Source organism: Micromonospora chaiyaphumensis, assembly GCF_900091435.1.
GTDB classification, from domain to species: Bacteria; Actinomycetota; Actinomycetes; order Mycobacteriales; family Micromonosporaceae; genus Micromonospora; species Micromonospora chaiyaphumensis.
On the sequence record NZ_FMCS01000004.1, the window covers coordinates 41175 to 67332 of the forward strand.

Genomic DNA, 26158 nt, shown 5'->3' on the forward strand with positions numbered 1-26158 from the left:
CGCGATGACCGCCGCGACCACGGACACCGACCTCGACGAGGCCCCGGTCACCGACGCCGGTGACCGGGGGTCGGCGCGGCGTTTCGGCGTCCTGGCGCTGGCCGTCGCCGTCGTGGTCGGCCTCCTCCTCGGGTACGCGGGCGGCCTGCTCACCCCGACGCTCACCCGTCCGGGTGACAACTCGGCCGAGGCCGGCTTCGCCCGGGACATGACCAGCCACCACTCCCAGGCCGTGGCCATGGGGCTGCTGGCGTTCCGGCAGGGCCAGGACCCGGAGGTCCGCCAGATCGGCAGCGACATCGCCACCGGGCAGCAGGGTGAGATCGGCACCATGCAGACCTGGCTGCGCTCCTGGAAGCTGGACCCGACCGGCGACCAGCCGCCGATGGCCTGGATGTCCGACGGCGCGGCGGTGAAGAACGGGCTGATGCCGGGCATGGCCACGCCGGAGGAGATGGCGAAGCTGCGCGCCGCGAGCGGGCGCGAGTTCGACGTGCTCTTTCTGCAGATGATGATCCGGCACCACGTCGGCGGGGTGCACATGATCGACGGGATCCTCGACCAGGGGCACGACGACGACGTGCTGGCCGTCGCCCAGGTCATGAAGAACACCCAGCAGAAGGATCTGGCCAACCTCACGGCGGCACTCAAGCGCCTGGGCGGCACGGTCTAGCAACCGCTCGTCCGCGGGCCCGCGTCGTGCGCGACGCGGGCCCTTCGCGTACCCCGGGCCGGGCCGCGCCCGTTTCGCCGCTTTATAACGTTTTGGGTTGAACAACCCATTGCACTGCTTGGAGACTTTTCTCCACACATATCGTGACCAGTTGCGATTCGGGCTCGTTGCGCAGGACGTGGGGGTTGCACTCAGAGACGCAGGGCGGTCGGTCACCAGTTGGTGCCGGCGGCACACTATCGGCGGTGACGGGGCGGTGGCAGCCGTCCGTCGCGGACTGCGGCAGGGCGAGCCGGGAACGCTCAGCCGCGAACAGGAACTCGAACTGATCGACGTGCTACGGGGCGTCCACCCCGACGAGTTCGGCCTGGACGAGGAGCTCTGGACGCGACAGAGCCTGACCACCCTCATCGAGCGCCAGTTCGAGTTGACCATGGACGCCGGCACGGTCGGGGCGTACCTGCGGGCCTGGGGGTTGGGTCCGCGGGAGCCCCGCGAGCGGGCCTGCGGGCTCTGCGTGGGCGCGGTCGAGCGCTGGGTACGCAGCGAGTACCCGTCGATCACCCGGTCCGCCCAGGAGCACGCCGCCGAGGTCTACTGGATCGGCCGCGTACGCCTGCGGGGCACCATGCCGGCGGCGGACGTGATCTCCGCGGTCTCATCGCGCGGCCGGGTACGTTTCATGATCACGACGCCCACGGTCGACCCGCCGCTCCCCCGCGAGTTCGTGCTGCGGCTCAGCGGCGCCGAGGAGCGCACGGTCCACCTGATCGTCGACGGGTCCTGGCCGCGCAACGAGTGGCCGCGCCGCCTGCCCCGCCGCATCGTCCTCCACCCGCTGCCGAGCTGCGGTCGCCCCGTCGCCGCCGCCTGACCCCCCGACCCCGGCCCCGGCCCCGGCCTGGGCCACCCGCCCGCCCGGCCCGGTGATCATGAGGTTGGCGGCGATGTGGATCTCCGCTTGCGCCGCCAACCTCATGATCGGCAGAAACGCCGGCGTGGGATGCCGATTGGGTGATCCGGGTGGGCGTTTGCTAGTCTTCTCGGGTCGCTGAGCCCCCGTAGCTCAGGGGATAGAGCACCGCCCTCCGGAGGCGGGGGCGCAGGTTCGAATCCTGCCGGGGGCACAGACACGAAAAGCCCGGGCCGCTGGCCCGGGCTTTTTCGCTGCTCAGCCGGCCTCGCGGCGGGCCTTCGCGCGGCGCTTGCCCTCGTGCATGGCCTGCACCCGGGCCACCGGGATGGTCCGGCCCTCGGCCACCAGTTCCTCCGGCAGCCGCTGCGGCGCGGGCAGCGCCTCGGCCCACGGGTCCCGGTCGCCGAGCAGCCCCGGCACCGTCTTCACGGTGAAGTCGGCCGGGGTCGCCGACTCGACGTCGGCCCAGCCGACCGGGTACGACACCGGCGTGCCCGGCCGGATCCGCGGGCTGTACGCGGCCACCACGGTCGCCCCGTACGACCGGGTGGAGTCGACGAAGACCCGGCCGCCCCGGTCCTCGACGATGAAGGCCGTGGTGGCCAGTGCCGGATCGAGCCGCTCGGCGCGGGCAGCGAGGGCGCGGGTCGCCGCGGCGGCCTCCTCGGCGGTCGTCGCCGGGTCCACCGGCACGATCACGTGCAGCCCCTTCGCCCCGCTGGTCTTCACCGCCCCGGCCAGCCCGGCGTCGGTGAGCGCCTGCCGGACCAGCAGCGCGGTGCGGACCGCCACGGTGAACGAGTCGCCCAGTGGCGGGTCCAGGTCGAGCACCAGGTGGGTGGGGTGTTCGGGGTGGCCGGCGTGGCCCAGCGTCGGGTGGTATTCGACGGCCCGCTGGTTGGCGAACCAGAGCAGGGTGCGCCGGTCGTCGCAGAGCGCGTAGGAGATGCTGCGGTGCGAGGCCTCCGCCCAGACCGAGGTGCGGCGCACCCAGTCCGGCGTGTACTTCGGCAGGTTCTTCTGCATGAACGGGTCCTGGCCGGGCCGCACCCGGACCACCGACAGCGGCCGGTCCCGCAGGCCGGGCAGGATCCGCTCGTGGACGGCGTCCAGGTAGTCGACCAAGTCGCGTTTGGTGGCCCCGGCCCCGTCGAACAGCGGCTGGTCCAGATTGGTCAGCGACACCCCGGCCCGGGTCTCGTCAGCGGCACCCATCCGCCCACCTTCCCGGGCCGGGAGCGGGTCGGCAACCCCGACACGGGTCCCGGCGGGGTCAGACCCAGAACGTGTCGTGCCGCAGGAAGAACTCCGCCTTCTCCTCCTCGCTCCGGTCGGCCAGGTCCAGCAGGCCCTCGAAGTAGCCCTCGCGCGGCGCGCCCGGGGCGAAGTGCAGCAACATCGAGGCCGGCTCGCCGGACTCGTTGCGGAACGCGTGGACACCACCCTCGGGGACGTGCACGAAGTCCCCGGGCACGGTGTCGATCCAGCGCCGGCCGTCGTAGATGCGTACGGAACCGGACAGGATGAAGAAGGACTCCGAGATGGACCGGTGGAAATGCGGCGACGGGCCGCTCGGCTGCGGCCCCATCTCCCAGCGGTAGAGGCCGAACTGCCCGTTGGTCGATGCGCCGGTGGCGAGGTAGTGCGCCGTACCGCCGGAGGGGTAGACCAGCTCCGGGGGATGATCCGCCGGGCGGTAGGTGGCCGACTGCTCGCCCGGGTCCCCGGCGTAGCGCGGCGGTGGGTAGGTCACGGGGCCTCCTCTCCGCTGGGAAACACCTCGTCGCCCGCCCGGATCGCGGCGAGCATCCCGACCATACGGGCGCGGGCGGCCGCGTACAGGCCGGAGCCATAGCTGATCCGGGCCACACCGAGGGCGGCCAGCTCGGCCGGGGCCGGGGCACCGTGCCGGGCCAGGACGTTGACCGGAGCGCCCACCTCGGCCACGAGGGCGCGGATCTCCTCCGGGCCGGCCAGCAGGATCGGGTAGACGCAGTCCGCTCCCGCCGCCAGGTAGCGACGGGCCCGACGGACCGCCTCGATGAGCCGCCCCTCCGCCGGCCCGTACGCTCGCAGGTGCACGTCGACCCGGGCGTTGAGCACCAGATCCACGCCGGCCGCCGCGGCGGCGGCCCGGATCCCGGCCAGCAGCTCGGCCTGCTCCGCCACGTCGGACAACTCGTGGGTACGCGGGTCGGAGTCCTCGATGTTGCAGCCCACCGCGCCGGCCGCCAGCAGCCGCTCGACCAGCTCGGCCGGGCGCAGCCCGTACCCCCGTTCCAGGTCGGCGGTGACCGGGACCGGCACGGCGGCGGCGATCCGGGCGACCGCGGCGAACAGCTCGCCCACCGGCGTGGCCTCGCCGTCGGTGTGGCCGAGCGCCTCGGCGACCGCGGCGCTGCTGGTGGCGACGGCCGGGAAGCCTGCCGCGACCACGGCCCGCGCGGACCCCGGGTCCCAGGCGTTGGGCAGCGTCAGCGGGTCCCCGGGGCGGTGCAGCGCGCGCAGCGCGGCAGCCCGCCGGATCAGCTCGGTCATACCGCCAGTCTCGCCGGGCCTGCGGCCCACCCGTAAGCTCCAATTCCGTGCCGACGGACTGGGCCGATCTCGGCGTCGACCTGCACCTGGAGCTGGACACCACCGGTGGCCGGCGGGCCGGGCTGGAGCGGGCGCTGCGGGACGCCATCCGCGACGGCCGGCTCCCGCCCGCCACCCGGCTGCCGGCCACCCGCACCCTCGCCGCCGAGCTGGGCCTGTCCCGGGGCACCGTGAGCGCCGCCTACGACCAGCTGGTCGCCGAGGGCTGGCTGGTCGCCCGGATCGGCGCGGGCACCCAGGTGAGCGCGCTGCGCCGGGCCGCCCCGCCGCCGGCCGCGCCGCCGCCCGGACCCCCGGCCTTCCGGTACGACCTGCGCCCCGGCAGCCCCGACGTCGGGCTCTTCCCGGTCGCCGCCTGGCTGCGGGCCACCCGCCGGGCGCTGGCCGTGGCCCCCGTCGAGGCGTACGGCTACGGCGACCCGCGTGGCCGGCCGGAGCTGCGCCGGGCGCTCGCCGGCTACCTGGGGCGGGCCCGGGGCGTGCTGGCCGACCCGGAGCGGATCGTGGTCACGACCGGCTACGTCCAGGCCCTGGTGCTGCTCACCGGCGTGCTCCGGGACGCCGGCACGCCGGCGCTGGCCATGGAGGACCCCGGGCTGCCCTTCCACCGGGCGGTGGTCCGCCGGCACGGCGGCACCGTGCTGCCGCTTCCGGTGGACGGGCTCGGCGCCCGCACCGACCTGCTCGGCACCGGGCCGCTGGCCCCGGTGGGCGCCGCCGTGGTGACCCCGGCACACCAGTTCCCCACCGGGGTGACCCTGCACCCCGCGCGCCGCCACGCACTCGCGGAGTGGGCCCGGTCCAGCGGCGGCCTGGTGATCGAGGACGACTACGACGGCGAGTTCCGCTACGACCGGCAGCCGGTCGGCGCGGTGCAGGGCACCGCGCCGGAGCAGGTCGCCTACGTGGGCACGGCGGCGAAGACGCTGGGTCCGGCGCTGCGCCTGGCCTGGCTGGTGCTGCCGGCGCGGCTCGTGGAGCCGGTGGTGGAGGCCAAGCGCCACCTCGACCTGCACAGCGAGACGATCGGGCAGCTCGCCCTCGCCGAGCTGATCGACGACCACGGCTACGACCGGCAGGTACGCACCGTCCGGCGCCGCTACCGCGAACGACGGGACCTGCTTCTGGAGCGGCTGGGCCGCCGGTCGGCGCTGGACGGGGTGGCGGCCGGCCTGCACGCCACCGTCCACCTCCGACCGGACGGCCCCGGCGAGGCGGCGGTGCTGGCCGCGGCCGCCGCCCGCGGGCTCGCCGTCGGCGGGCTGCGCATGCACCGGCACGACCCGGAGAGCGGCCCGCCCGGCCTGGTGGTCGGCTACGCCGGCCCGCCCGCGCACGCGTACCCCGGCGCCGTTGACCTGCTCGGCGGGGTGCTGCGCGACCTGGGCGCCTGACCGGGCGCGGCGACGCGGAAGGCGACATGCCCACCGCGTCGATGACGTGGAGCTGGCTCCGCGCCGCACGGATCTTGGCGAGTTCCCGTTCGTTGCCAACGGGAACTCGCCAGGATCGCATCACGCGACGACGCCCCGACGGGTCAGCGGGCCGGGCGCGTGTCCGGGACCGCGGGAGTGGGCAGCGCGGCGGGGTGGCGGGCGGTGCGGGCGGTGAGGAGGGCGACCAGCAGGGCGGCGGCCACCAGGCCCGCGGCGACCGCGAACGCGTACCGGTAACCGAGGCCGAGGGCGGCCACGGGGTCGGTGCCGGCGGCGCGCAGGGCGTCCGTCCGGCTCGCCGCCAGGGTGGCCAGCACGGCCAGCCCGAGCGCCCCGCCGACCTGCTGGGTGGTGTTGGCCAGCCCGGAGGCGAGCCCGGCGTCGGCGGGCTCCGCCCCGGCCATGGCCAGGGTGGTGACCGCCGGCAGGGTGAGGCCGCCCGCGACGCCGAAGACCAGCAGCGCCGGGAGCACGTCGGCCGCGTAGCGGGCGTCCACCGGGAGGCGGGCCAGCAGCAGGAACCCGATCACGGCGAGCGCCAGGCCGCCGGCCAGCACGGTCCGGGCGCCGAACCGGGCCACCAGCCGCCCGGCCAGCCCCAGCGAGACGGCCGCGATCGCCAGCGGGGTGGGCAGGAAGGCGAAGCCGGTGGCGGCCGGGTCCAGCCCGAGGACGAGTTGCAGGTGCAGGGCGAGCAGGAACTGGAAGCCGAAGTAGGCGGCCACCATGAGGAACTGGGTGACGTTGGCGGCGACCAGGCCGGGCGCGCGCAGCACCCGGGGCGGCAGCAGCGGGGTGGCGGCGCGCCGCTGCCGCGCGGCGAAGCCGGCGAGCAGCGCCGCGGCGAGGGCACCCGCGCCGAGGGTGCGCGGCGCGGTCCAGCCGTGCTCGCCGGCGCCCACGATCGCCAGCACCGCGGCCATCAGCCCGGCGGTGGCGAGCACGGCGCCGAGCAGGTCCAGCCCGGCCCGCAGCCCGGTGCCCCGGTCCGGCGCGATCAGGCGTAGGGCGCCGGCCACGATGGCCACGCCGATCGGCAGGTTGATCAGGAAGATCGACCGCCAGCCGGCCAGGTCGGTGAGGACTCCCCCGACCAGCAGCCCGAGCGAGGCACCGGCCGCGCCGGTGAAGCTGAACACGGCGATGGCGCGGGCCCGCTCGGCCGGCTCGGGGAAGATCCGGACGATCATGCCGAGGCTGACCGCGGTGGTGAGCGCTCCGCCGACGCCCTGGGCGAACCGGGCGGCGACCAGGGTGCCCGGCCCGGCGGCGACCGCGCAGAGCAGCGAGGCGAGGGTGAACAGGGCGACCCCGACCAGGAAGACCTGGCGCCGGCCGAGCAGGTCGCCGAGCCGCCCGGCCAGGAGCAGCAGCCCGCCGAAGGCCACCAGGTACGCGTTCACCACCCAGGCCAGCCCGGCGGCCGGGAAGCCGAGGTCGGCCTGGACGGCCGGCAGCGCCACGGCGACGATGCTGCCGTCCAGGATGATCATCAGGCTGCCGGCGCAGAGCACGAGCAGCGCGGGCCAGCGGTTGGTCCCCGTCATTGTGGAAGCGCCTCCTTGGTGCACGGTTTGTTACTGAGGCCATCGTCTGTGACCATGAGGCGGAGCGGAAGGAGGCACTTTGATGTCCCAGGGGAACAGGTGTGTGTCCATCCAGGCCGACCAGGCGCGGGCCTGCACCGTGCGGGAGGCGCTGGACCGGGTCGGCGGCAAGTGGAGCATCGGCATCCTCATCGCCGCCTCCCAGGGCCCGATCCGCTTCACCGAGCTGGAGCGCCAGGTCGAGGGGATCAGCCGCCGGATGCTCACGCTGACCCTGCGCAACCTGGAGCGGGACGGGCTGCTGCACCGGCACGTCCACCCCACCGTGCCGCCCCGGGTCGAGTACACGGCCACCCCGATGGCCCGCGAGCTCTACGAGTCGCTGGTGGCGCTCACCCGCTGGGCGGAACGGCACCGCGAGGGGATCAGCGCGGCGCGGGCGGCGTACGACCGGGAGCACGGGGCACCGGTCGGCTGAGCGCCGCTGTGGCGAAGGCCACCCAATCCGTCTGACCGATCGGTCAGGCGCTGACCGATCGGTCAGGCATGCTGGAGAGCATGGCACGAGCGGTACCGGAGACCCACGGCGAGATCCTCGCGGCAGCGGCGCGGCGCTTCGCCGTCACCGGCTACAAGGGCACCTCGCTCCAGGACATCGCCCGTGCGGTGGGCTGCTCCAAGGCGACCGTGCTCTACCACTTCGCCAACAAGGAAGCCCTGCTTAGTGAGCTGATGGCCCCCGCCATCGCGGTGCTGGAGGCGCTCGACGCCCGCCTCGCGGGCACCACCGGCGCGACGGCGCAGGAGATCGCCGGCGAGGGCTTCGTCGACCTGGCGGTGCGCTTCCGGCGGCAGATCGCGCTGCTCCGGGGCGAGTTCCCGGACCTGCTCCAGCAGCCCGCGTTCGCGCACGTCCAGCAGATCTCGGAGCGGCTCATCGCCGCGTTCGCCGGCAACTCCGACCGGCCCTCCGCGCGGATCGCCGCGCTCGTGGTGCTCGCCGGCATCGCCGAGACGTGCGCCGAGTTCATCGACATCCCCGACGAGGAACTGCGGCCCGCCCTGCTGGCCGTGGTCCGGCGGGCCCTCGAACCCGTCACCTGATCCCCGTTCCGACCCGAGGACAAGGAAACCCATGGCGACCCTGCTGTACCGGCTCGGCCGGGCATCGTTGCGCCGCCGGCGGCTCGTCGCCGTCGTGTGGCTCGTCGTACTCGTCGGCCTCGGCCTCGCCGCGGCCACCCTGAAGGGCCCGACGGCGAGCAACTTCACCATGCCGGGCACCGAGTCGCAGAAGGCCCTCGACCTGCTCGCCGACCGGTTCCCGGCGGCCAGCGGCGCGACCGGCACCATCGCGGTCAAGGCGCCCCAGGCCGGCCAGCTCACCACGCCCGAGGGGCAGGCGATCGTCAAGCAGGTCACCCAGGAGGCGGCCACGCTGCCCGGGGTGGTCGGCGCGGTCGACCCCTACCAGGCGCAGGCGCTCACCCCGGACGGCCGGTACGCGCTGATCCAGGTGCAGTTCCAGGGCCGGGCCGACGACGTGACCGACGCCCAGCGCGACGCGTACGAGAAGGTCGGCGCGCAGGCCGAGGCCCAGGGCTGGCAGATCGCCCCCGGCGGCGAGGTGCTCAACGCCGAGCCGGAGGTCGGCTCCACCGAAGCGCTCGGCGTGCTGGTCGCGGCGATCGTCCTGATCGTCACCTTCGGCTCGCTGGTCGCGGCCGGCATGACCATGCTGAACGCGCTGATCGGCGTCGGCGTCGGCATGGCCGGCCTGTACGCGCTCAGCGGCGCGGTCGAGCTCACCAGCACGGCGCCGATCCTGGCCCTGATGCTCGGCCTCGCGGTCGGCATCGACTACTCGCTGTTCATCACCTCCCGGCACCGGCAGAACCTGCTCGACGGCCTCTCCCCCGAGGAGGCGGTCGGCCGGGCGGTCGGCACGGCCGGCTCCGCCGTGGTCTTCGCCGGCGCCACCGTGGTGGTCGCGCTCGCCGGCCTGGCCGTGGTGGGCATCCCGTTCCTCACCGTGATGGGCCTGGCCGCCGCCGGCACCGTCACCGTGGCCGTGCTGGTGGCCATCACGCTGGCCCCGGCGCTGCTCGGCTTCGCCGGGCGCAAGGTGCTCCCCCGCAAGCTGCGCGGGCGGGACGCCGTGGCCTCCCCGGCCACCGGCTCGGAGGACCGGTCCGGGTTCGGGTTCCGCTGGGCGCACTGGGTGACCCGGCTGCGCATCCCGGTCATCCTGGTCGGCCTGCTCGGCCTCGGCCTGCTCGCGATCCCGGCGCAGGACATGCGGCTGGCCCTGCCGGACGCCGCCACCGCCGCCGAGGGCAGCCCGGCCCGGGTCAGCAACGACCTGATCCGGGAGGGCTTCGGTGAGGGCTTCACGGGCCGGCTCGCGGTGGTCGTCACCGCCGACTCGCCGCAGGCCACCCAGGCCGCCCTGCCGCAGGTCACCGCGCTGATCCAGAAGACCGACGGGGTGCTGGCGGTGGCCCCGCCGCAGGTCGACCAGACCGGCCGTACCGCGCTGCTCGGGGTGATCCCGAAGACCGGGCCGACCGACGCGGCCACCGAGACGCTGGTGCACGACATCCGCGCGCAGGTCGGCGGCATCCAGAACGCCGACGTGCTGCTGACCGGTGTCACCGCCATCGGCATCGACGTGTCGGAGAAGCTCTCCGACGCGCTCCCGGTCTACCTGCTGCTCGTGGTGGGCCTGTCGGTGCTGCTGCTCATGCTGGTGTTCCGGTCGATCCTGGTGCCGGTCAAGGCGGCGCTGGGCTTCCTGCTCACCGTGGCGGCCACCTTCGGCATCACGGTCGCGGTCTTCCAGGAGGGTCACCTGGCCGGCCTGGTCGGGCTGGACACCCCGGGCCCGCTGGTCAGCTTCCTGCCGATCCTGCTCATCGGCATCCTGTTCGGCCTGGCCATGGACTACGAGGTCTTCCTGGTCTCCCGGATGCGCGAGGACTTCGTGCACGGCGACACGGCACGGCAGGCCACCATCAACGGCATGGGGCACGGCGCCCGGGTGGTCACCGCCGCCGCACTCATCATGATCTCGGTGTTCGGTGGCTTCGTCTTCCTGGAGGACCCGGTCATCAAGTCGATGGGTTTCGCGCTCGCGATCGGTGTCGCCATCGACGCGTTCGTGGTCCGGATGACCATCGTCCCGGCCGTGATGTCGCTGCTGAACAACGCCGCCTGGTGGCTGCCGCGCTGGCTCGGCAGGGTGCTGCCCAACGTGGACGTCGAGGGCGAGGGCCTGCGCGCCCACCTCGCCGAACGCGAGCCCGCGCGGCTGTGACGCGGACCTGCCCGGCCGGTGTCAGACGCCGGCCGGGTAGGTCTCCATCTCGCCGGGGGCGGCCGGCGCCGGCAGCGGGTGCAGCGCGGTCGCCTCGTCGCACCAGATGAACGCGTCGTAGCGCTCGCCCAGCTTCGTCGGCACGTAGTTGCCCCAGGCCTCGAAGCTCGGGTCGTAGACCACGCCGATGGCCCGGTGGTCGGTCGCCGCGGTCACCCACTCCGGCTGGTCCTCCCCGCCGAAGACCAGCACCGCCCGCTCCGGCATCAGCTCGTGCAGCCGCCGCTCCACCGACCCGTCCCGGGCCGGCGGCACGATCATCGCCTCGGACGGCGAGCCCCAGCGCGGCGCCGCGACGACCGTGCCCCGGTAGCTGCCGAAGCCGACCAGCGCCACCGCGTCCCGGCCGTGCCGTTCCCGCCCGAGCTGGCCGATGTTCACGAGCCCGTCCGCGGCCATGTCGGTGGCGCGGGCGTCGCCGACATGGGTGTTGTGCGCCCAGACGATCCCGCGCGCCTGCGGGCCGTAGCGGTCGAGCAGCCGGTCCAGGGTGTCGGCCATGTGGATGTCGCGGATGTTCCAGGACTCCGGGCCGCCGCCCACCATGGCCCGGTAGTAGCGCTCCGCGCCGGCCACGACCTCCGCGTTCTGCCAGGCCGCGAAGCGGTCCGCGCCGTCGGTGGCGGCCTGTTCCCGGGTACGCGCCAGCAGCCGGACCACCTCCTCCTCGCACCGGGCCGAGACGAACCGGCTGGCCGTCCCGTAGTCCTCGACCCGCTTGCCGTACGGCTCGAAGCACCGGTACGCCTCCTGCGCCGCCTCCAGCGAGGCGGGGTCCTCCTCGCCCAGGTAGTCGAAGATGGCCTGCATCGACTCCCAGAGGCTGTAGACGTCCAGCCCGTGGAAGCCGGCCCGCTCCCCCTCGGGGCGTTCCAGGTTCCACGCCCGCAGCCAGCGGCAGAACCGGGCCACCTCGGCGTTGGCCCACATCCAGGTCGGCCAGCGCTCGAAGCGTTCCAGCGCGGTCTGCGGATCGGCCAGCCCGCCCGGCGCGCCCACCACCGAGCAGTTCACCCGGTCGCAGTCCGGCCAGTCCCCCTCCACCGCGACGAAGTCGAAGCCCTGTTCGGCGATGAGCCGCCGGGTCAGTTGCTCGCGCAGCCGGTAGTAGTCGTAGCTGCCGTGCGTCGCCTCGCCGATCATGACGATCCGCGCGTCCCGGACGCGTTCCAGCAGCGGGTCGAAGTCGCTCGGCGCGCCGAGCCGCTGTACCAGCATGCGAGCGGCTACCCGGGACCCGTCCGGGCAAACCGCCGGTGCGGCCATGCCGGCGGGCATGGTGCCCGGCGCAGCGGGTAGCCCGCCGGCATGACCGTCACCGGGGTGCAGTTGCAGGAGTTCCTGGCCGGGCTCGACTACCCGGTCTCCCGTGCGGACCTCATCCGCTGGGGCCAGGAGAACGGCGCCAGCACCGAGATGCTGCAGATGCTCAAGGCGTTGCCGGCGGAGGAGTTCGACACCCCCGCCGAGCTGGGCGAGGCCCTCAACACCCTGGTCTGAGCCCGGTCACCGCCCGGAGTCCACGGCCCGCCCGGGATCCACGGCGTGCAGCAGCCGGAACAGCACGAGCCACTGCTCGGGCCAGACCAGCCCGACCGGGGTGTCCGGGGCGAGCCGGGCCGCCCGCAGCGCCCCGTCGACCCGCCGGCGCGGGTGGCCGGTGCGCAGCGAGGCGGCCAGCGAGCCGCCGACCCCGCCGAAGCCCAGCTCCACCATCCGCCGGTACGCGGGCAGCGCCGCCGGAGGCAGCAGCGGCTCGGGACGGCGGTCCAGCCGGAGGATCCCTCCGTCGGCGGCGGGCACCGGCCGGAACGCGCCCCGGGGCACCCGGCCGGCCAGCCGCCAGTGGTGCTCGGGCCAGGTGAGCACGGTCAGCCGGCTCCAGCGCCCGTGGTCGCCGGTGCGCTTGCGGGCGTAGTCGAGCTGGGTGAGCAGGGTGGCCGACCGCAGGCCGGGCGCCGCGAGGCACCAGCGGACCACGGCGGCGGTCAGCGACCAGGGGATGTTGCCGACCACCGCGAACGGCTCACGGGGCGCGACGGCGGTCAGGAAGTCGGCCGCCCGGACCTCGACGTGCGGCAGGTCCGCGCAGGCGGCGGTCAGCTCCGGCAGCACGGCGGGGTCCACCTCGTAGGCGAGCAGCCGGCCGCACCGGACGGCCAGCGGCCGGGTCAGTTGACCGCGCCCGGCGCCCACCTCCAGCAGCAGGTCGTCCGGGCCGGGGCGGGCCGCCCGGACCAGCCGCGCGACGGCGGCCGGGTCGGCGAGGAAGTTCTGGGACAGTACGCGACGGAACCGGTCGCGCGCGGTGGGTCGGCGGGGCGCCACGAGATCGTCCTGTCTGTCGCCGGACGGCGACGGGAACGGACAGGCGGCGCGAAGGCGGGCCTGTCCGAGCGGATCGGGACTCGGACGACCCTGGAGGTTCGGCGGGGACGCGACGGCACACCCCGGATCGGGGCGGGCGGCGGCGCACCGGGCAGCCGGCGGCGGCCGGCCCGGTCAGGGGCCGGCGGTGCGGACGGTCAGGTCAGGCGCGGTGGGCGTCCCGGCCGGCCAGGGCCGGGCGCCGGACCCGCGGGCGGGCGACCAGGAGGAGCCCCCACGCGGCCGGCGCGACGGCCACGTCGATCAGGGCGTGCGTGAACATGCCGGCCAGGCTAGCGGCGGCCCGGCCGGCGCGCGACGGAATTCCTCAGAGGTCGACGCTGCACCGCTGGCTGCGGGCGGTCTCGGCGGCCTCGAGCACCGCCACCACCTCGCGCCCGAACCGGACGTCGCAGCGGTGGTCACGGGTGCCCGCCTCGACCTCCTCCAGCAGCTGGTCGATGGCCGTGCCGAACGCCTGGAGGACGCTGCCGTCGCCCGGCGGGACGGTCTCGATGCCGTTCTCGCCGAAGAAGACGAAGTCCCGGGTGACCGCCTCGGCCGGCGCGTCGAGGGTGAGCGAGAGCGAGCTGGTGGCGCCGCCGTCGTGGGTGAGCAGCAGGTGCACGAGACCGCTCGGGCCGTCCGTGGCGGTGACCCGGTTGACCCGGCCGAGCACCGGCAGGATCAGCGACAGCGCGTGCGGGCCGATGTCCCAGAGCGCGCCCCGGTCCCGCCGCCACTGCGAGCTCCCGTACGGGTTCCCCGGCTGGAAGATCGAGGCGAACATCGTCCCCCGGGCGTGCTGCCAGCCGCCGGCCGCCGCCGTCGCGGCGAGGAAGCCGGTGACGTTCGGGTGGAACCGCTGGGTGAAGAAGACGACCGAGGCCACCCCGGACGCCTGCGCGGCGTCGACCACCCGGTCGGCGTCGGCGAGGCTCAGCGCGAGCGGCTTGTCCAGCAGCAGGTGCCGCCCGGCGGTGGCGGCCCGGACGGCGATCTCGGCCTGCACGTCCGGCGGCAGCGCCACGGCGATCGCGTCGCACGCGCCGAGCAGCGCGTCCACGTCCTCGAAGACCGGTACGCCGTGCCGGGTGGCCAGCACGCCGGCCTTCACCGGGTCGCGCCCCCAGACCCCCACCAGCTCGGCCCGCGGGTGCGCGTCGATGGCCGCGGCGTGCGTCTCCGCCGCCCAGTGACCCGTGCCGAACAAGCCGAACCGCACCGCGGACCCCCTGCTGTCGTTCCTGCGCCACCGGCGTACGCCGGTGGCCGTGATCCACGCTAGTCGTCCGGCGCGGCCGGCGCGCCGCGACCCCGCCGGTGAGCCGGGCGACGGTGGCTACTACGCGGGTTAGTAGGCTGTGCCGGTGAATTCGACTGCGCCGGGACGGCGTCGATGACCACCGCGGCGGCGGCCGGCTCGCCGGTGGACGGGATCCTCGCGACGGCCTCGATCGTGCTGTCGCTCCTCGTCGCGGTCTGGGCCCTGGTGGCGGCCGTCCGCCACCGCGCGCCGGACCGGCTCCAGTTCGTCGGCCTGGCCGTGCTGGAGGTGGCCCTGCTGGCGCTCACCGTGGTGGCGCTGGTGGCGCTCGGCGGCGGCGAGCGGCCGGGCGAGCCGGGGGCGTTCTTCGGCTACCTGGTGACGCTGGTCTGCCTGCCGCCGCTGGCCTGGGTCCTGGCCCGGATGGAGCCGACCCGGTGGGGCTCGGCGATCGTCTGCGCGGTCTGCCTGGTCACCCCGGTGGTGGTGGTCCGCCTGCAGCAGACCTGGGAGGTCGTCGGTGGCTGAGCAGCGCGCGACGAACCGGGGGCCGGGCCGGCTGCTGATCGCGGTCTACATCCTCTTCGCGATCGCCGCGACCTCGCGGGCCGGGCTTCAGATCGCCACGAAGTTCGACGAGGCGCCGGTCGCGTACCTGCTCTCCGCGCTCGCCGCCCTCATCTACATCGTGGCGGCGGTCGGGCTGGCCCGGGCCGGGCACACCGGCCGCCGGGTCGCGCTGGCCTGCTGCTCGGTGGAGCTGGTCGGGGTGGTCGGCGTCGGCATCCTCAGCCTGGCCGACCGCGAGCTGTTCCCGGACGAGACGGTCTGGTCGGGCTTCGGCAGCGGCTACGGCTACATCCCGCTGGTGCTGCCGGTGCTCGGCCTGTTCTGGCTCTGGCGCACCCGGCACGACCCCGCCTGACGGGGCCGTGCCGGGCGGCACGCGTACGCGTCAGTCCTTGGGGCCGCCGGCGACGTAGATGACCTGGCCGGAGACGAAGGACGCGCCCTCGCTGGCCAGGAACGAGATGGTGTGCGCGACGTCCTCGGGGCGGCCGGTGCGGCGCACCGGGATCTCGGCGGCGGCGTGCTGCTGGAGCGCGGCGAAGTCGACCTTCATCCGGGCCGCGGTGGCGGCCGTCATGTCGGTGACGATGAAGCCCGGCGCGACGGCGTTGACGGTCACCCCGAACGGGCCCAGCTCGATGGCGAGCGTCTTGGTGAAGCCCTGGAGGCCCGCCTTGGCGGCCGAGTAGTTCGCCTGGCCCCGGTTGCCCAGCGCCGAGGTGCTGGAGAGGTTGACGATCCGGCCCCACTTCCGCTCGACCATGTGCTTCTGTGCGGCCTGGCTGAACAGGAAGGCGCCGCGCAGGTGCACCCCCAGGACCGTGTCCCAGTCGGCGTCGCTCATCTTGAACAGCAGGTTGTCGCGGAGCACGCCGGCGTTGTTGACCAGCACGGTCGGCGCGCCCAGCTCGGCGGCGACGCGCTCCACGGCGGCCTCCACCTGGGCGCGATCGGACACGTCGGCGCCCACGCCGAGCGCCCGCCCGCCGGCAGCGGCGATGGCGTCCACGGTCTCCTTGGTCGCCGACTCCTCGATGTCGACCACGGCGACGGCCATGCCGTCGGCGGCCAGCCGCCGGGCGGTGGCCGCGCCGATGCCGCGCGCGGCTCCGGTCACGATGGCGACGCGGGGCTCCTCCGACATGATTACCTCCCGGTAACTTGGGCTCGATCGAAGGAGCTTAGCGCCGGGGCCGCCGTCAGAGGCCGCTGCCCCGGCAGATGCGGATCCACCGGTAGCCGTAACCGGCGAGCTTCAGCCGGTCCAGCTTGCCGACCTCCTCGTAGTTGCGGTCGGTGAGCACGTCGATCGGCAGGTCGGCCTCGGGAGCGAGGACGCTCAGGTCCACCTCGGCGTCCTCGGTGCCGAGGTTGTGCAGGAAGACCATAGTCCCGGTCGGCCCGTCCGCCCGGTGCGCCAGCACGCCGGGCGGCATCGGCACGTCGATGTGGCTGGTGCTCCCGGAGCCGATCTCGGGGGCCTCCCGGAGCGTACGGATCATCCGCTCGAACCAGCCCAGCAGCGACCTCGGGTCCTTGCGCTGGGCGGTCACGTTGACCTTCTGGTAGCCGTACTCGCCCTTGTCGATGACCGGGCGGACCAGCTTCTCCGGGTCGGCCGTGGAGAAGCCACCGTTCTCCTTGTACGACCACTGCATCGGGGTGCGGATCGCCTCCCGGCCGGGCAGCGACAGGTCCTCGCCCATCCCGATCTCCTCGCCGTAGCGCAGCACCGGCGTGCCGCGCAGCGAGAACTGGAGCGCGTACGCCAGCTCGATCCGGCGGCGGTCGTTGCCGAGCATCGAGGCGAGCCGGCGGCGGATGCCCCGGCCGTAGAGGCGCATGTCCTCGTCGGGGCCGAACTGGTCGTACACCTGGTTGCGCTGCTCGGCGGTGAGCCGGGACAGGTCGATCTCGTCGTGGTTGCGCAGGAAGGTGGCCCACTGCCCGCCCTCGGGCAGGGCCGGGGTGTCGCGCAGCGCCTCGATCACCGGCTCCGGGTCCTGCCGCGCCAGGGCCAGCATCAGCCGCCCGTTCATCATGAAGTCGAAGAGCATGTGGATCCGGTTGGCCGAGCCGCCGCTGTCACCGAAGTAGACGGGCAGCTGGTCCGGCTCGACGTTCGCCTCGGCCAGCAGGACCGCGTCGCCCCGCCGCCACTGCACGTGCTGGCGCAGCTCGGTGAGGAAGTCCAGGTCCTTGGGCGAGTTCGGGTTGCCGGCCTCGGTCAGCTCGATGATGAACGGCACGGCGTCCATCCGGAAACCCGAGACGCCGAGCTGGAGCCAGAACGACATGATCTTCTTGATCTCGGCCCGGACCTGGGGGTTGGCGACGTTGAGGTCCGGCTGGAACTTGTAGAAGCGGTGGTAGTACCAGGACTTCGCGGTGCGGTCGTAGCTCCACGTCTCGTTCTGCTCGCCGGGGAAGACCATGCCCTGGTGCCGGTCCGGCGGCGCCTCGTCGCTCCACACGTACCAGTTGCGGTAGGGCGAGTCGGGCGAGGACCGGGCGGACTGGAACCACGGGTGCTCGTCCGAGGTGTGGTTGACCACCAGGTCGATGATCACCCGGATGCCGCGGTTCCGCGCCTGGTGCAGCAGTTCGGCGAAGTCGCCGAGGGTGCCCAGCTTCGGGCTGACGTTGTAGAAGTCGGTGGCGTCGTAGCCGTCGTCCCGGTTCGGCGAGGGATGGATGGGGTGCAGCCAGAGGCAGGTCACCCCGAGCCGGGCCAGGTAGTCGAGCCGGCCGATGAGGCCGCGGAAGTCACCCACCCCGTCGCCGTCGGAGTCAGCGAACGTGTCCACGTCGAGGCAGTAGACCACCGCCTCCTGATACCACCTGTCACCCATGCCCCGTCTACTTCTCCGGTCGGCGGCTGCGGCAAACCCACAGCCCGGCGCGCGCCCGGTACGGTGCCGGCATGAGCGTCGACACCCGTTCCCTCGACTGGTCCGCCGGCACCTGGCTCAACCCGCCGGAGCGAACCGAATCGGTAGGCGACGCGCTGCTGGTCGAGCCGCGCGGGGGCAGCGACTTCTGGCGGCGGACCAGCTACGGCTTCGTGCACGACGACGGCTCCGCGCTGCTCGCCCCGTTCCCCGTGGACAGTGCCGTGGAGGTGAGCTTCCGGCTCGACTACGCGGCCCAGTTCGACCAGGCCGGCGTGCTGGTCCGGGTGGACGAGCGGCGGTGGACGAAGGCCGGTGTGGAGGTCAGCGACGGCGAGCCGCAGGTCGGCGCGGTGGTCACCGACGAGCGGTCCGACTGGTCGGTGGCCCCGGTGCCGGAGTGGTCGGGACGGGACGTGACGGTCCGGGTCAGCCGGGCCGGTGACGCGCTGACCGTCCGCGCGCGGGTGGAGGCCGAGCCGTGGCGGCTTGTCCGGGTGGCCCCGCTGGACCCGGAGGCGGAGGCGGCGGCCGGGCCGTACTGCTGCTCGCCGAGCCGCGGCGGCCTGGTGGTCCGCTTCAGCGGCTGGCGGCGGGGGCCGGCGGACGCGGCGCTGCACCCGGAGGGCTGACCCGGCGGGTCGTGGGGCCGATCACCGGCAGGTGTGACCGGCCCCGGTCGGGGTACCAGTCCCGGATCCCCGGCACCGCGCGGAAGGACGCCCATGGCACACGCCCAGAACGTCGACCCGAACCAGTTCACCGGGCTGACCGGCTGGGTGGCGAGCGTGATCGACTCGTTCGGCGCGGTCGGGGTGGCCCTGCTGGTCGCCCTGGAGAGCATCGTCCCGCCGATCCCGAGCGAGGTCGTGCTGGCCATGGCGGGCTACCTCGCCGCCGAGGGCCGGTTCAACGTGGTGCTGATCGTGCTGGCCGCGACGGCCGGCTCGCTGCTCGGCGCGCTGGTGCTCTACTGGCTCGGCGCCGCGCTCGGCGAGGAGCGGCTCAAGCGCTGGCTGGACCACATCCCGCTGGTGGACCGGGAGGACCTGGAGAAGGCCGACCGCTGGTTCGAACGGCACGGCCGGTGGGCCGTGCTCATCGGCCGGGTGGTGCCGGTGGTGCGCAGCCTGGTCTCGGTGCCGGCCGGCGCGAACCGCATGCCGCTGGGCGAGTTCATCCTGCTCACCACGCTGGGCAGCGGGGTGTGGAACGCGCTGATCGTCGGGGCCGGTTTCGCCCTCGGCTCGCGCTGGCAGCAGGTCGACCGGTACAGCCACTGGTTCAACTACGCGATCTTCGCGGTCTTCGCCCTGATGATCGTCAGCTGGGTGGTCAAGAAGGTACGCCGGCGGCGCGCCCGGCGGTCGGTGACCGCCGGGCGCTGACCGCGGTGCGGGATCAGAATCCCGCGGTGATGCTGGTGAACTCCCAGGTGTTCTGGGCGATGCCGGAGCAGTTGGAGACCACCCCGCCGCCCGGGCACGGCCGGTCCCGGTTGACCGACCAGAAGGTGAACCGGGCGAGCCCGCGGGCCTTGGCCCAGTCCCGGATCTGGGTCCAGGTGGCCGGCGTGGTCAGCTCCTGCTGGTCGGACAGGCCGTTCATGCCGGAGAGGCCCATGTGGGCGTAGGCCGTGGCGTCGGACCAGCCGAAGGCCGTCTTCAGGGCGTTCTTCAGGCCCTCGGCGGCGTTGACCGTGCTCTGGTACATGTTCGCGCCGCCGCCGAAGTCGAACGGCATGATGGTGAAGACGTCGATGTTGGCGCCCCTCGCGGCGGCCTGGTTGATCAGCCGGGTGCCGTAGTACGACGGCCCGGTGGTCGAGGTGCCGAAGGTGACGATCGTCTTGATCCCCGGGTTGTTCTGCTTGACGATCTTCAGGGCGTCCAGGATCCGGTCCTGCACGACCTCGTTCTCGAACTCGTCGGTGTTCTCGATGTCGATGTCGATCGCCTTGAGGTTGTAGGCGTTGATGACCTGCTGGTAGGCGCCGGCCAGCGCGCTGGCCGAGGAGCAGTTCGGTCCCAGCTTGTTGCCCTGCCAGCCGCCGAACGACGGGATGACGTCACCGCCGGCCGCCTTGATCGCGGCGATGGTGCTGGCGTGCGTGCCGCCGGTGAGCGGCCCGCTGCCGTCCCAGGCCGGGGTGCAGCCGCCGCCGGAGAGCACGAACGCGATGGTGAACCACTTGATGCCGGTCGCGCCCATCACCGTGGACGGCGCGGGCGGGTCGCCCCAGCCCGGGTAGAGGTAGGGCGCGGCGGCCATCGCGCCGCCACCCCCGCCGGTGCAGCCGGTGGTGGTGGCCGACACCGCAGCCGACTTCGCCGACTCCCCGCTGGCGTTGTACGCGGCCACCGTGTAGCTGTGCCCGGTGCAGGCGCCGAGACCGGAGACGGTGGCCGAGGTGCCGGTGACGGTGGCCTTCACGGTGCCGCCCTCGTAGACGCGGTAGCCGGTGACCGTGCCGGAGACGGCGTTCCAGGCCAGCGAGACCGAGGTGTTGGCGGTGCCGGTGACCCGCAGGCCGCCCGGGATGGCCGGGGCGCCCGGGTTGCCGCCGCCCCCGCCGCTGCACGAGCCGCCGTTGACCGTGCAGTTGGTCGGGTTGCCGGTGCCGTTGACGTTGAAGCCGAAGGTGGTGCTGGCGCCCGGGGCGAGGGTGCCGTTCCAGGACTGGTTCACCGCCGTGACGTGCTGGCCGGAGGTGGTGAGCCGGGCGTCCCAGAACGAGCCGAGGGTGCTGCCGGCGGGCAGGTCGAACTGGACGTTCCACGAGGAGATGGCGGCCGAGGTGTTGTTGGTGACGGTGAACTTGCCCTCGTACCCGGTGTCCCAGGTGGTGGTGCGGACGAAGGCGGCGGTGGCGGCGGAGGCGGGCGGCGCGGCCAGCACGGTGCCCGCGACCAGGGCGGCGGCGAGCGCGGCGGCGAACGTCGCCACGCGGGTGGAGCGGAGTCTCACGGCGTCCTCCAGGGACCGTTGTGGTGGAGGGTGGGCATTTACGACCGTCGACGTGCGCTCATTATTAAGACTGTTAACTGTTTCTGTCCAGAGGCAGACCGGGGGTCCCCCGCGGGGACCCCCGGACCGGCCGCTCAGCGGCGGAAGGTGAACCAGTTGACGTTGACGAAGTCGGCCGGCTGGCCGCTGCTGAAGGTCAGGTAGACGGTGTGCCGGCCGGTGACCGCCGAGACGTTGCCCGGCACCGAGCGCCAGCTCTGCCACCCGCCGGTGTTGGCCACCGCGAAGCTGCCGATGGGCGGGTTGGTCGGGCTGTCCACCCGGACCTGGACCAGCCCGCTCACCCCGCCCGGTGCGCCGGAGGCGACCCGGGCCACGAAGTCCCTCGGCGGCGTGGCGCCGAACTCCACGTTGTCGTAGCGGGCCCAGTCGCCGTTGGCCAGCCAGCCGATGTCCTGACCGCCCTCACTGCACGACTCCACCTGCACCCCGTTCTGGCCGCTGAACGCCTCGGCCTGGATGGTCGAGTAGGCGTCCACCACCCCGCCCGGCGGAGGCGTGGTCGGCGTCGGCGACGGCGTGCCGCCGCCACCCCGGGTGTACGCGGCCACGTAGTCGACCAGCATCGGCCGGCCGGACACGGTCGACGCCGTGGGCGTGGCGGAGCCGGCCACCCCGTCCGGGAAGCCGCCGCCCATCGCCACGTTGAGCAGCATGAAGTAGCCGCTGTGGTTGGTCATCTGACCCCAGTACGGCTCGCCGACCTGGTTCTGGCTCACCGTGTGGAAGAGCTGGCCGTCGACGTACCAGCGCAGCTGCTGCGGGCTGACCGAGGCGTCCCACTCGAAGCGGTAGGTGTGGAACGCCGACTGGCACGTGCTGCCGGGGCAGGCGCGGGAGGCGCCGATGCCGTTGAACTCGTTGCACGGCCCGCCCGGTGCGACGCCGCAGTGCAGCACGCCCCAGACCGAGTTGATCCCGTTGACGTTCTCCATGATGTCGAACTCGCCGATGCCGGGCCAGTTCTGGTAGTTGCCCCGGTAGGGCGAGCCGAGCGCCCAGAAGGCCGGCCAGTAGCCGGCGGCCTGCGCGCCGGTCACGTTCGGCATCTGGATCCGGCCCTCCAGGGCCAGCACTCCCCCGGCGGGCGGCTTGAAGTTGGCGCGGACCGTCTCGATCCGGGCCGAGGTCCACCGTCCGGAGGCGTCCTTGAGCGGGGTGATCCGCAGGTTGCCGGCACCGTCGTGGGCGAGGTTGGCAGTGCTGTTGGTGTAGGTCTGGATCTCGCCGGTGCCCCAGTTGCCCGGGCCGCCGGGGTAGCTGGTGCCGGTGTCGATGATCCAGTTGGCGGAGGAGGGAAGGCTGCCGGCCGCGCCGGTGAAGTCGTCGCTCCAGACCAGGCTCCAGCCGGCGGGCGGCGGCGGCACGGCGGCGTGCGCGGTCATCGTGACGGTCGCGAGGGCGGTGGTGGTGGCGAGCACGGCGGCCGCCAGGGAGAGCCGCCGGCGGGACCGGCGCACGGCGGAGGGGGCGGCCGTGGCCGCCGGGACAGGGTTCATCGGGGTGCCTCTCTGCGGGGACGGGCAGGAGAGAGCGCTCTCTTGAGTGCGATTTCTACGCGCCCGTCCCCGCACTTGTCAACGTGCGTCGATGCCTTCCGGCTGCGGCCGGCGCAGCACCGCCTGCTCCAGCACGGTCCACGCCGTCGTGGTGACCAGGTAGAGCACCGCCGCGAGCGGCACCACGAGCGCCACCAGCACCGTGGTGAAAGGCAGCAGCGGCACCAGCCGCCCGAGCACCGCGGCGCCCGGGCCCTCGGTGGGCGCGCCGGCGATGGTGCCGGTGGCCGTGGCCGCGCGGCGCGCCCGCCGGGACGACCACCAGGCCAGCACGAGCAGGGCCGCCAGCAGCACCCCGAAGACCGCCACCACCGGGCCGGTGAGCCCGTCGCCGAGATGCCACCCCAGGGGCACGCCGGCCAGCTTCTCGTGCAGCAGCTGGGGGTGGCCGTCGCCGGTGGCGAAGAGGCGGTACATGACCAGGAAGAACGGCGCCTGCAACAGGGCCGGCAGGCAGCCCGCGACGGGGCTGGCCCCGGCCCGCCGGTAGAGCGCGAACAGCTCGCTCTGGAGCCGGCCCGGGTCGTCGGCGTACCGCCGCTGGAGGTCGCGGACCTCGGGGGTGAGCGCCGCGCGGCGCCGCTCGCCGCGGACCTGGGCCAGGCTGAGGGGCGAGATCAGCAGCCGGACCCCGACGGTGAACAGGACGATCGCGGCGGCCGTGGCAGCCCCGCCGGTCAGCGGGGCGATCGTGCCGGCGAGCCAGGTGACGACGGTGGCGGCGGCGGACGCCGCGGTGTGCAGTGGTGCGAAGGCGAGCATGGGAAGACCCCTCGGTCCGATTCCGGATGCCCCGGCGGGGACGACGCGTCCCGGCGGGACGGACGACGACGAGACCGGCCGCGCGGCGACGACCCGCCGGAGGAGGACCCGGCGTGGGACGGCTACGCGGCCGAGGGGAACAGCCCGGGCGCCCGGGGACGCGGCCGACCCGCTGCGTCCGGGTCGACCTGGCGGGGCACGCGGCGGTGCCGGGACCGGGCCCGCAGGGCGACGGCCCGCCGGCCGGCGGGCGGCGTGGGCAGTGCGCGGACCCGCAGCGCGAGCAGCGTGGCGAGCAGCAGGGCGGCGGCCACCGCCGCGCCGGCGAGCAGGCCGGCCGGGCGGTCCGCGAGCAGGGTGAGGGCGTACGCCCACGTCCCCGTCACCAGCATCTCGGCCACATGCCGACTCTAGAACCCGCTGTCACGTCGGGGGACGCGATCGCCGGGGCAACGTGAACCGGCGCGTAGCCGACGACACGCCGCCCGGCGCGTTTCTCCGCGTCGACACGGTGGGTAACAGGCCATCGACCGGGCGGCACGGTGCCGCGGCCGGTACGGAGCGGACGGTGGTCTTGATGAGCGGGTCAGTGGCGGAGCGGGAACGGAGCGCCGCACCGGGCGGCACGGACCTGCTGACAGTCGGCGTGGAGGAGGAGTTCCTGCTCGTCGACCCGCACACCGGTGCCGCCGTGCCCGCGGTCGACCTGGTCATGGAGCAGGTGCCGGCCGAGCTGCGGGGCCAGGTGGAACGGGAGTTCCAGACCAGTCAGATCGAGATCGGCAGCCCGCCCGGGCTGGAGCTCTCCTCGATCCGGCACTCGCTGGGCATGCTCCGCGCCGAACTGGCCGCCGCCGCCGAGCGGGCCGGCGTCCGGCTGCTGGCCATCGGCACCGGGCCGGTGGACGGGCCGGTGCCCCCGGTGGTGGACAAGCCCCGCTTCGACCGGATGATCGAACGGTTCCGGCTGCTGGTGCCGGGGCCGGGCAACAACGGCATGCACGTGCACGTCGGCGTCCCGGACGCGGAGACCGGGGTGCAGGTGCTCAACCACGTCCGCCCCTGGCTGCCGATCCTGCACGCGGTCACCGCCAACTCCCCGTTCGCCAGGGGCGAGGACACCGGCTACGCGAGCTGGCGCTCGGTCGAGTGGGAGCGCTGGCCCTCGGTGGCGCCCACCCCGTGGCTGGAGTCGCACGAGCACTACGAGCGGCTGATCCGCCAGCTCATCGCCAGTGGCGTGATGCTCGACGAGGGGATGCTCTACTGGTACGCCCGGCTCTCCGCCAGGTACCCGACCGTGGAGATCCGGATCGGTGACGTCTGCCCGACCGTGGACGACGCGGTCCTGGTCGCCGCCCTGGTCCGGGCCCTGGTGGCCACCGCCAGGACCGAGATCGCCGAGGGTCGGCCGGCCATCAACACCGACCACCACCTGCTCGTCGCGGCGCACTGGCGGGCGGCCCACGACGGGCTGGAGGGCGAGGGCGTCGACCTGACCGACGGCGAGCTGCGGCCGGCCTGGGAACTGCTGGACGGGCTGGTCGAGCGGGTCCGCCCGGAACTGGAGCGGCACGGCGACCTCGACCAGGTGACCGACCTGCTGGGCGGGCTGCGCCGGCACGGCAGCGGCGCGGCCCGGCAGCGGGCGGTGTTCGCGCGTACCGGAAAGCTGGTCGACGTGGTCGCGGACGTGGCCCGGCAGACCCGGGGCTGAGCGCGCCCGCGGGCCGGGCGCTCGTGACAGGATGGCGTCGTGGCGGAGCGGATGGTCGTCGTCGGCGGGGACGCCGCCGGAATGTCGGCGGCGTCCCAGGCCCGGCGCCTCCGGGGCCGCGACGACCTGGAGATCGTCGCCTTCGAGCGCGGCCACTTCACCTCCTACTCGGCCTGCGGCATCCCCTACTGGGTCAGCGGGCTGGTCCCGGGGCGGGACCAGCTCGTCGCCCGCGACCCGGCCACCTTCCGGGACCGGTTCGACATCGAGGTCCGGCTGCGGCACGAGGTCACCGGCATCGACCTCGACCGCCGCGAGGTGGTCGCCCGGGACCTGGAGGGCGGCGGCGAGGTCCGCGCCGGCTTCGACACCCTCGTGTACGCCACCGGCGCGACCCCGATCCAGCCCGGCTGGGCGCGCGGCGGGGTGGCCGGGGTGTTCGGCATGCAGACCCTCGACGACGGCACCGCCCTGCTGGACTGGCTGGAAGGCGAGCCCCGCCCCCGCCGCGCCGTGGTGGTCGGCGGCGGCTACATCGGGGTCGAGATGGCCGAGGCGCTGCTGCACCACGGGCTCTCGGTCGACCTGGTCGAGCAGGCCGACCAGCCGATGTCCACGGTGGACCCGGACATGGGCGAGCTGGTGGCCGAGGCCATGCGCGGCACCGGCATCGGCATCCGCACCGGCCGGACGGTCACCGGCCTCGACGAGCGGGACGGCCGGATCGCCGCGGTGGTCACCGACGAGGGGCCGATTCCCGCCGACGTCGTGGTGCTGGGTCTGGGCGTACGCCCGAACACGGCGCTCGGCGAAGCCGCCGGCCTGCCGGTCGGCCCGTCCGGGGCGATCCGCGTCGACCGGCGGATGCGGGTGCCCGGCACGCCCGGCGTCTACGCCGCCGGCGACTGCGTGGAGAGCCTGCACCGGGTCAGCGGCATGCCCATGCACATCCCGCTCGGCACCCACGCCAACAAGCAGGGCCGGGTCGCCGGGATCAACATCGGCGGCGGCTACGCGACCTTCCCCGGCGTGATCGGCACGGCGGTGACCAAGGTCTGCGAGCTGGAGGTCGGGCGGACCGGCCTGCGCGAGCGGGACGCCCACGCGGCCGGCTTCGAGTTCGTCACCGTGCTGGCCGAGTCGACCAACCGGGCCGGCTACTACCCGGGCGCCCGGCCCATGACGGTCAAGCTGATCGCCGAGCGGCCCAGCGGCCGCCTGCTGGGCGCGCAGATCGTCGGCTGGTCCGAGGCGGCCAAACGGATCGACGCGCTGGCCGTGGCGCTGTGGAACAACATGACGGTGGACGAGATGACCGCGCTCGACCTGGGCTACGCGCCGCCGTACGCGCCGGTCTGGGACCCGGTGCTCATCGCCGCCCGCAAGGCCGTCGACGCCCTCGCCCACTCCGGCCGGTAGCCGAGCGCCCGATCCTGTCGGGGGGCCGGTTTA

25 protein-coding genes, 1 tRNA gene and 1 pseudogene are annotated in these 26158 nt (G+C 74.1%); 14 read left to right on the plus strand and 13 right to left on the minus strand.

The annotated features are described in order from the left end of the window. Window positions 1-4 precede the first annotated feature (4 nt). The 3 genes from GA0070214_RS12180 to GA0070214_RS12190 all read left to right on the plus strand — a co-directional run bounded on the left by GA0070214_RS12180 (window position 5) and on the right by GA0070214_RS12190 (window position 1800). Window positions 5-673, plus strand: a complete 669-nt coding sequence (locus GA0070214_RS12180; protein WP_091262224.1) for a DUF305 domain-containing protein — start codon at window positions 5-7, stop codon at window positions 671-673. A 178-nt stretch (window positions 674-851) separates the two neighbouring features. After that, window positions 852-1547, plus strand: coding sequence for a winged helix-turn-helix domain-containing protein (locus GA0070214_RS12185; RefSeq protein ID WP_091263069.1), 696 nt, complete (start codon window positions 852-854; stop codon window positions 1545-1547). Between the two features lie 181 nt (window positions 1548-1728). Continuing rightward, a tRNA-Arg gene (locus tag GA0070214_RS12190) sits at window positions 1729-1800 on the plus strand. A 44-nt stretch (window positions 1801-1844) separates the two neighbouring features. Here GA0070214_RS12190 and GA0070214_RS12195 read toward each other — a convergent pair. The 3 genes from GA0070214_RS12195 to GA0070214_RS12205 are packed head-to-tail and all read right to left on the minus strand — an operon-like array spanning window position 1845 to window position 4127. Continuing rightward, the gene (locus tag GA0070214_RS12195) at window positions 1845-2804 is read right to left on the minus strand and encodes a DNA polymerase domain-containing protein (protein ID WP_091262226.1); all 960 of its coding nucleotides are present in this window, start codon (window positions 2802-2804) and stop codon (window positions 1845-1847) included. Between the two features lie 58 nt (window positions 2805-2862). After that, the gene (locus GA0070214_RS12200; protein ID WP_091262228.1) at window positions 2863-3342 is read right to left on the minus strand and encodes a cupin domain-containing protein; all 480 of its coding nucleotides are present in this window, start codon (window positions 3340-3342) and stop codon (window positions 2863-2865) included. Continuing rightward, window positions 3339-4127 (minus strand): isocitrate lyase/PEP mutase family protein, encoded by a 789-nt coding sequence (locus GA0070214_RS12205; protein ID WP_091262231.1) that lies wholly within the window; start codon window positions 4125-4127, stop codon window positions 3339-3341. The genes GA0070214_RS12200 and GA0070214_RS12205 overlap by 4 nt, the downstream gene beginning before the upstream one ends. A gap of 47 nt (window positions 4128-4174) precedes the next feature. On the opposite strand from GA0070214_RS12205, the gene pdxR reads away from it, so the two are divergent. Further along, window positions 4175-5581: a MocR-like pyridoxine biosynthesis transcription factor PdxR gene (gene pdxR / locus GA0070214_RS12210; RefSeq protein ID WP_091262232.1), complete on the plus strand. Its 1407-nt coding sequence runs from the start codon at window positions 4175-4177 to the stop codon at window positions 5579-5581. A gap of 143 nt (window positions 5582-5724) precedes the next feature. Here the strand turns inward: pdxR and GA0070214_RS12215 are convergent, their stop codons facing one another. Next, window positions 5725-7170, minus strand: a complete 1446-nt coding sequence (locus tag GA0070214_RS12215; protein ID WP_091262234.1) for an MFS transporter — start codon at window positions 7168-7170, stop codon at window positions 5725-5727. Between the two features lie 82 nt (window positions 7171-7252). On the opposite strand from GA0070214_RS12215, the gene GA0070214_RS12220 reads away from it, so the two are divergent. The 3 genes from GA0070214_RS12220 to GA0070214_RS12230 all read left to right on the plus strand — a co-directional run bounded on the left by GA0070214_RS12220 (window position 7253) and on the right by GA0070214_RS12230 (window position 10486). Continuing rightward, complete coding sequence (locus tag GA0070214_RS12220; RefSeq protein WP_091262236.1) at window positions 7253-7648, plus strand: winged helix-turn-helix transcriptional regulator; 396 nt, start codon at window positions 7253-7255, stop codon at window positions 7646-7648. An 80-nt stretch (window positions 7649-7728) separates the two neighbouring features. Further along, complete coding sequence (locus tag GA0070214_RS12225; protein ID WP_091263071.1) at window positions 7729-8274, plus strand: TetR/AcrR family transcriptional regulator; 546 nt, start codon at window positions 7729-7731, stop codon at window positions 8272-8274. A gap of 31 nt (window positions 8275-8305) precedes the next feature. Further along, window positions 8306-10486 carry an MMPL family transporter gene (locus tag GA0070214_RS12230; protein WP_091262238.1) on the plus strand — a complete coding sequence of 727 codons (2181 nt, stop codon included), beginning with the start codon at window positions 8306-8308 and terminating at the stop codon, window positions 10484-10486. Between the two features lie 21 nt (window positions 10487-10507). Here GA0070214_RS12230 and GA0070214_RS12235 read toward each other — a convergent pair whose 3' ends face one another. Then, entirely contained in the window at window positions 10508-11764 is a 1257-nt protein-coding gene (locus GA0070214_RS12235; RefSeq protein WP_091262240.1) for an erythromycin esterase family protein, read from the minus strand. A 90-nt stretch (window positions 11765-11854) separates the two neighbouring features. On the opposite strand from GA0070214_RS12235, the gene GA0070214_RS12240 reads away from it, so the two are divergent. Then, the gene (locus tag GA0070214_RS12240; protein ID WP_091262242.1) at window positions 11855-12046 is read left to right on the plus strand and encodes a DUF2795 domain-containing protein; all 192 of its coding nucleotides are present in this window, start codon (window positions 11855-11857) and stop codon (window positions 12044-12046) included. Window positions 12047-12052: 6 nt separating this feature from the next. Here the strand turns inward: GA0070214_RS12240 and erm are convergent, their stop codons facing one another. Together erm and GA0070214_RS12250 are read right to left on the minus strand one after the other, a co-directional pair. Next, the gene (gene erm / locus GA0070214_RS12245; RefSeq protein WP_091262244.1) at window positions 12053-12874 is read right to left on the minus strand and encodes an ErmE/ErmH/ErmO/ErmR family 23S rRNA (adenine(2058)-N(6))-methyltransferase; all 822 of its coding nucleotides are present in this window, start codon (window positions 12872-12874) and stop codon (window positions 12053-12055) included. 367 nt (window positions 12875-13241) lie between these two features. After that, window positions 13242-14138: a Gfo/Idh/MocA family protein gene (locus tag GA0070214_RS12250; protein WP_091262246.1), complete on the minus strand. Its 897-nt coding sequence runs from the start codon at window positions 14136-14138 to the stop codon at window positions 13242-13244. A 174-nt stretch (window positions 14139-14312) separates the two neighbouring features. Between GA0070214_RS12250 and GA0070214_RS12255 the strand changes: the two genes are divergently transcribed. Next, window positions 14313-14708: a hypothetical protein gene (locus tag GA0070214_RS12255; protein ID WP_091262248.1), complete on the plus strand. Its 396-nt coding sequence runs from the start codon at window positions 14313-14315 to the stop codon at window positions 14706-14708. Continuing rightward, window positions 14701-15163, plus strand: a pseudogene (locus tag GA0070214_RS12260) (hypothetical protein). Before GA0070214_RS12255 ends, GA0070214_RS12260 begins: the two are co-directional and overlap by 8 nt. Here GA0070214_RS12260 and fabG read toward each other — a convergent pair. Continuing rightward, window positions 15136-15894 (minus strand): 3-oxoacyl-ACP reductase FabG, encoded by a 759-nt coding sequence (gene fabG, locus GA0070214_RS12265; RefSeq protein WP_091262252.1) that lies wholly within the window; start codon window positions 15892-15894, stop codon window positions 15136-15138. The pseudogene GA0070214_RS12260 and the gene fabG sit on opposite strands and share 28 nt — an antisense overlap. Window positions 15895-15949: 55 nt before the next feature. Further along, on the minus strand, window positions 15950-17602 hold the full coding sequence (locus tag GA0070214_RS12270; RefSeq protein WP_091262254.1) for an alpha-amylase family protein: 1653 nt from the start codon (window positions 17600-17602) through the stop codon (window positions 15950-15952). 71 nt (window positions 17603-17673) lie between these two features. Between GA0070214_RS12270 and GA0070214_RS12275 the strand changes: the two genes are divergently transcribed. Then, a complete protein-coding gene (locus GA0070214_RS12275) occupies window positions 17674-18273 on the plus strand; it encodes a DUF1349 domain-containing protein (RefSeq protein WP_091262256.1) in 600 nt (199 codons plus the stop codon). 93 nt (window positions 18274-18366) lie between these two features. Beyond that, on the plus strand, window positions 18367-19029 hold the full coding sequence (locus GA0070214_RS12280) for a DedA family protein (RefSeq protein WP_091262258.1): 663 nt from the start codon (window positions 18367-18369) through the stop codon (window positions 19027-19029). A gap of 13 nt (window positions 19030-19042) precedes the next feature. Here GA0070214_RS12280 and GA0070214_RS32785 read toward each other — a convergent pair whose 3' ends face one another. From GA0070214_RS32785 to GA0070214_RS12300, 4 genes are all read right to left on the minus strand, one after another. Further along, on the minus strand, window positions 19043-20608 hold the full coding sequence (locus GA0070214_RS32785) for a cellulose binding domain-containing protein (RefSeq protein WP_091262260.1): 1566 nt from the start codon (window positions 20606-20608) through the stop codon (window positions 19043-19045). A 134-nt stretch (window positions 20609-20742) separates the two neighbouring features. Then, a complete protein-coding gene (locus GA0070214_RS12290) occupies window positions 20743-22167 on the minus strand; it encodes a carbohydrate-binding protein (protein WP_091262262.1) in 1425 nt (474 codons plus the stop codon). A 78-nt stretch (window positions 22168-22245) separates the two neighbouring features. Continuing rightward, window positions 22246-22989 carry a YidC/Oxa1 family membrane protein insertase gene (locus tag GA0070214_RS12295; RefSeq protein ID WP_091262264.1) on the minus strand — a complete coding sequence of 248 codons (744 nt, stop codon included), beginning with the start codon at window positions 22987-22989 and terminating at the stop codon, window positions 22246-22248. A 122-nt stretch (window positions 22990-23111) separates the two neighbouring features. After that, window positions 23112-23381: a DUF6412 domain-containing protein gene (locus tag GA0070214_RS12300; protein ID WP_091263073.1), complete on the minus strand. Its 270-nt coding sequence runs from the start codon at window positions 23379-23381 to the stop codon at window positions 23112-23114. A 176-nt stretch (window positions 23382-23557) separates the two neighbouring features. On the opposite strand from GA0070214_RS12300, the gene GA0070214_RS12305 reads away from it, so the two are divergent. Then, entirely contained in the window at window positions 23558-24706 is a 1149-nt protein-coding gene (locus GA0070214_RS12305; protein WP_091262266.1) for a carboxylate-amine ligase, read from the plus strand. Between the two features lie 39 nt (window positions 24707-24745). After that, window positions 24746-26125, plus strand: a complete 1380-nt coding sequence (locus GA0070214_RS12310) for an FAD-dependent oxidoreductase (protein WP_091262268.1) — start codon at window positions 24746-24748, stop codon at window positions 26123-26125. Window positions 26126-26158: the final 33 nt, after the last annotated feature.

Coding starts and splice junctions, on each gene's coding strand:
- GA0070214_RS12180 (WP_091262224.1), top strand. CDS start 5: ATGACCGCCGCGACCACGGACACCGACCTCGACGAGGCCCCGGTCACC.
- GA0070214_RS12195 (WP_091262226.1), bottom strand. CDS start 2,804: ATGGGTGCCGCTGACGAGACCCGGGCCGGGGTGTCGCTGACCAATCTG.
- GA0070214_RS12205 (WP_091262231.1), bottom strand. CDS start 4,127: ATGACCGAGCTGATCCGGCGGGCTGCCGCGCTGCGCGCGCTGCACCGC.
- GA0070214_RS12215 (WP_091262234.1), bottom strand. CDS start 7,170: ATGACGGGGACCAACCGCTGGCCCGCGCTGCTCGTGCTCTGCGCCGGC.
- GA0070214_RS12220 (WP_091262236.1), top strand. CDS start 7,253: ATGTCCCAGGGGAACAGGTGTGTGTCCATCCAGGCCGACCAGGCGCGG.
- GA0070214_RS12225 (WP_091263071.1), top strand. CDS start 7,729: ATGGCACGAGCGGTACCGGAGACCCACGGCGAGATCCTCGCGGCAGCG.
- GA0070214_RS12230 (WP_091262238.1), top strand. CDS start 8,306: ATGGCGACCCTGCTGTACCGGCTCGGCCGGGCATCGTTGCGCCGCCGG.
- GA0070214_RS12235 (WP_091262240.1), bottom strand. CDS start 11,764: ATGCTGGTACAGCGGCTCGGCGCGCCGAGCGACTTCGACCCGCTGCTG.
- GA0070214_RS12240 (WP_091262242.1), top strand. CDS start 11,855: ATGACCGTCACCGGGGTGCAGTTGCAGGAGTTCCTGGCCGGGCTCGAC.
- GA0070214_RS12255 (WP_091262248.1), top strand. CDS start 14,313: ATGACCACCGCGGCGGCGGCCGGCTCGCCGGTGGACGGGATCCTCGCG.
- fabG (WP_091262252.1), bottom strand. CDS start 15,894: ATGTCGGAGGAGCCCCGCGTCGCCATCGTGACCGGAGCCGCGCGCGGC.
- GA0070214_RS12270 (WP_091262254.1), bottom strand. CDS start 17,602: ATGGGTGACAGGTGGTATCAGGAGGCGGTGGTCTACTGCCTCGACGTG.
- GA0070214_RS12275 (WP_091262256.1), top strand. CDS start 17,674: ATGAGCGTCGACACCCGTTCCCTCGACTGGTCCGCCGGCACCTGGCTC.
- GA0070214_RS12280 (WP_091262258.1), top strand. CDS start 18,367: ATGGCACACGCCCAGAACGTCGACCCGAACCAGTTCACCGGGCTGACC.
- GA0070214_RS12290 (WP_091262262.1), bottom strand. CDS start 22,167: ATGAACCCTGTCCCGGCGGCCACGGCCGCCCCCTCCGCCGTGCGCCGG.
- GA0070214_RS12295 (WP_091262264.1), bottom strand. CDS start 22,989: ATGCTCGCCTTCGCACCACTGCACACCGCGGCGTCCGCCGCCGCCACC.
- GA0070214_RS12300 (WP_091263073.1), bottom strand. CDS start 23,381: ATGCTGGTGACGGGGACGTGGGCGTACGCCCTCACCCTGCTCGCGGAC.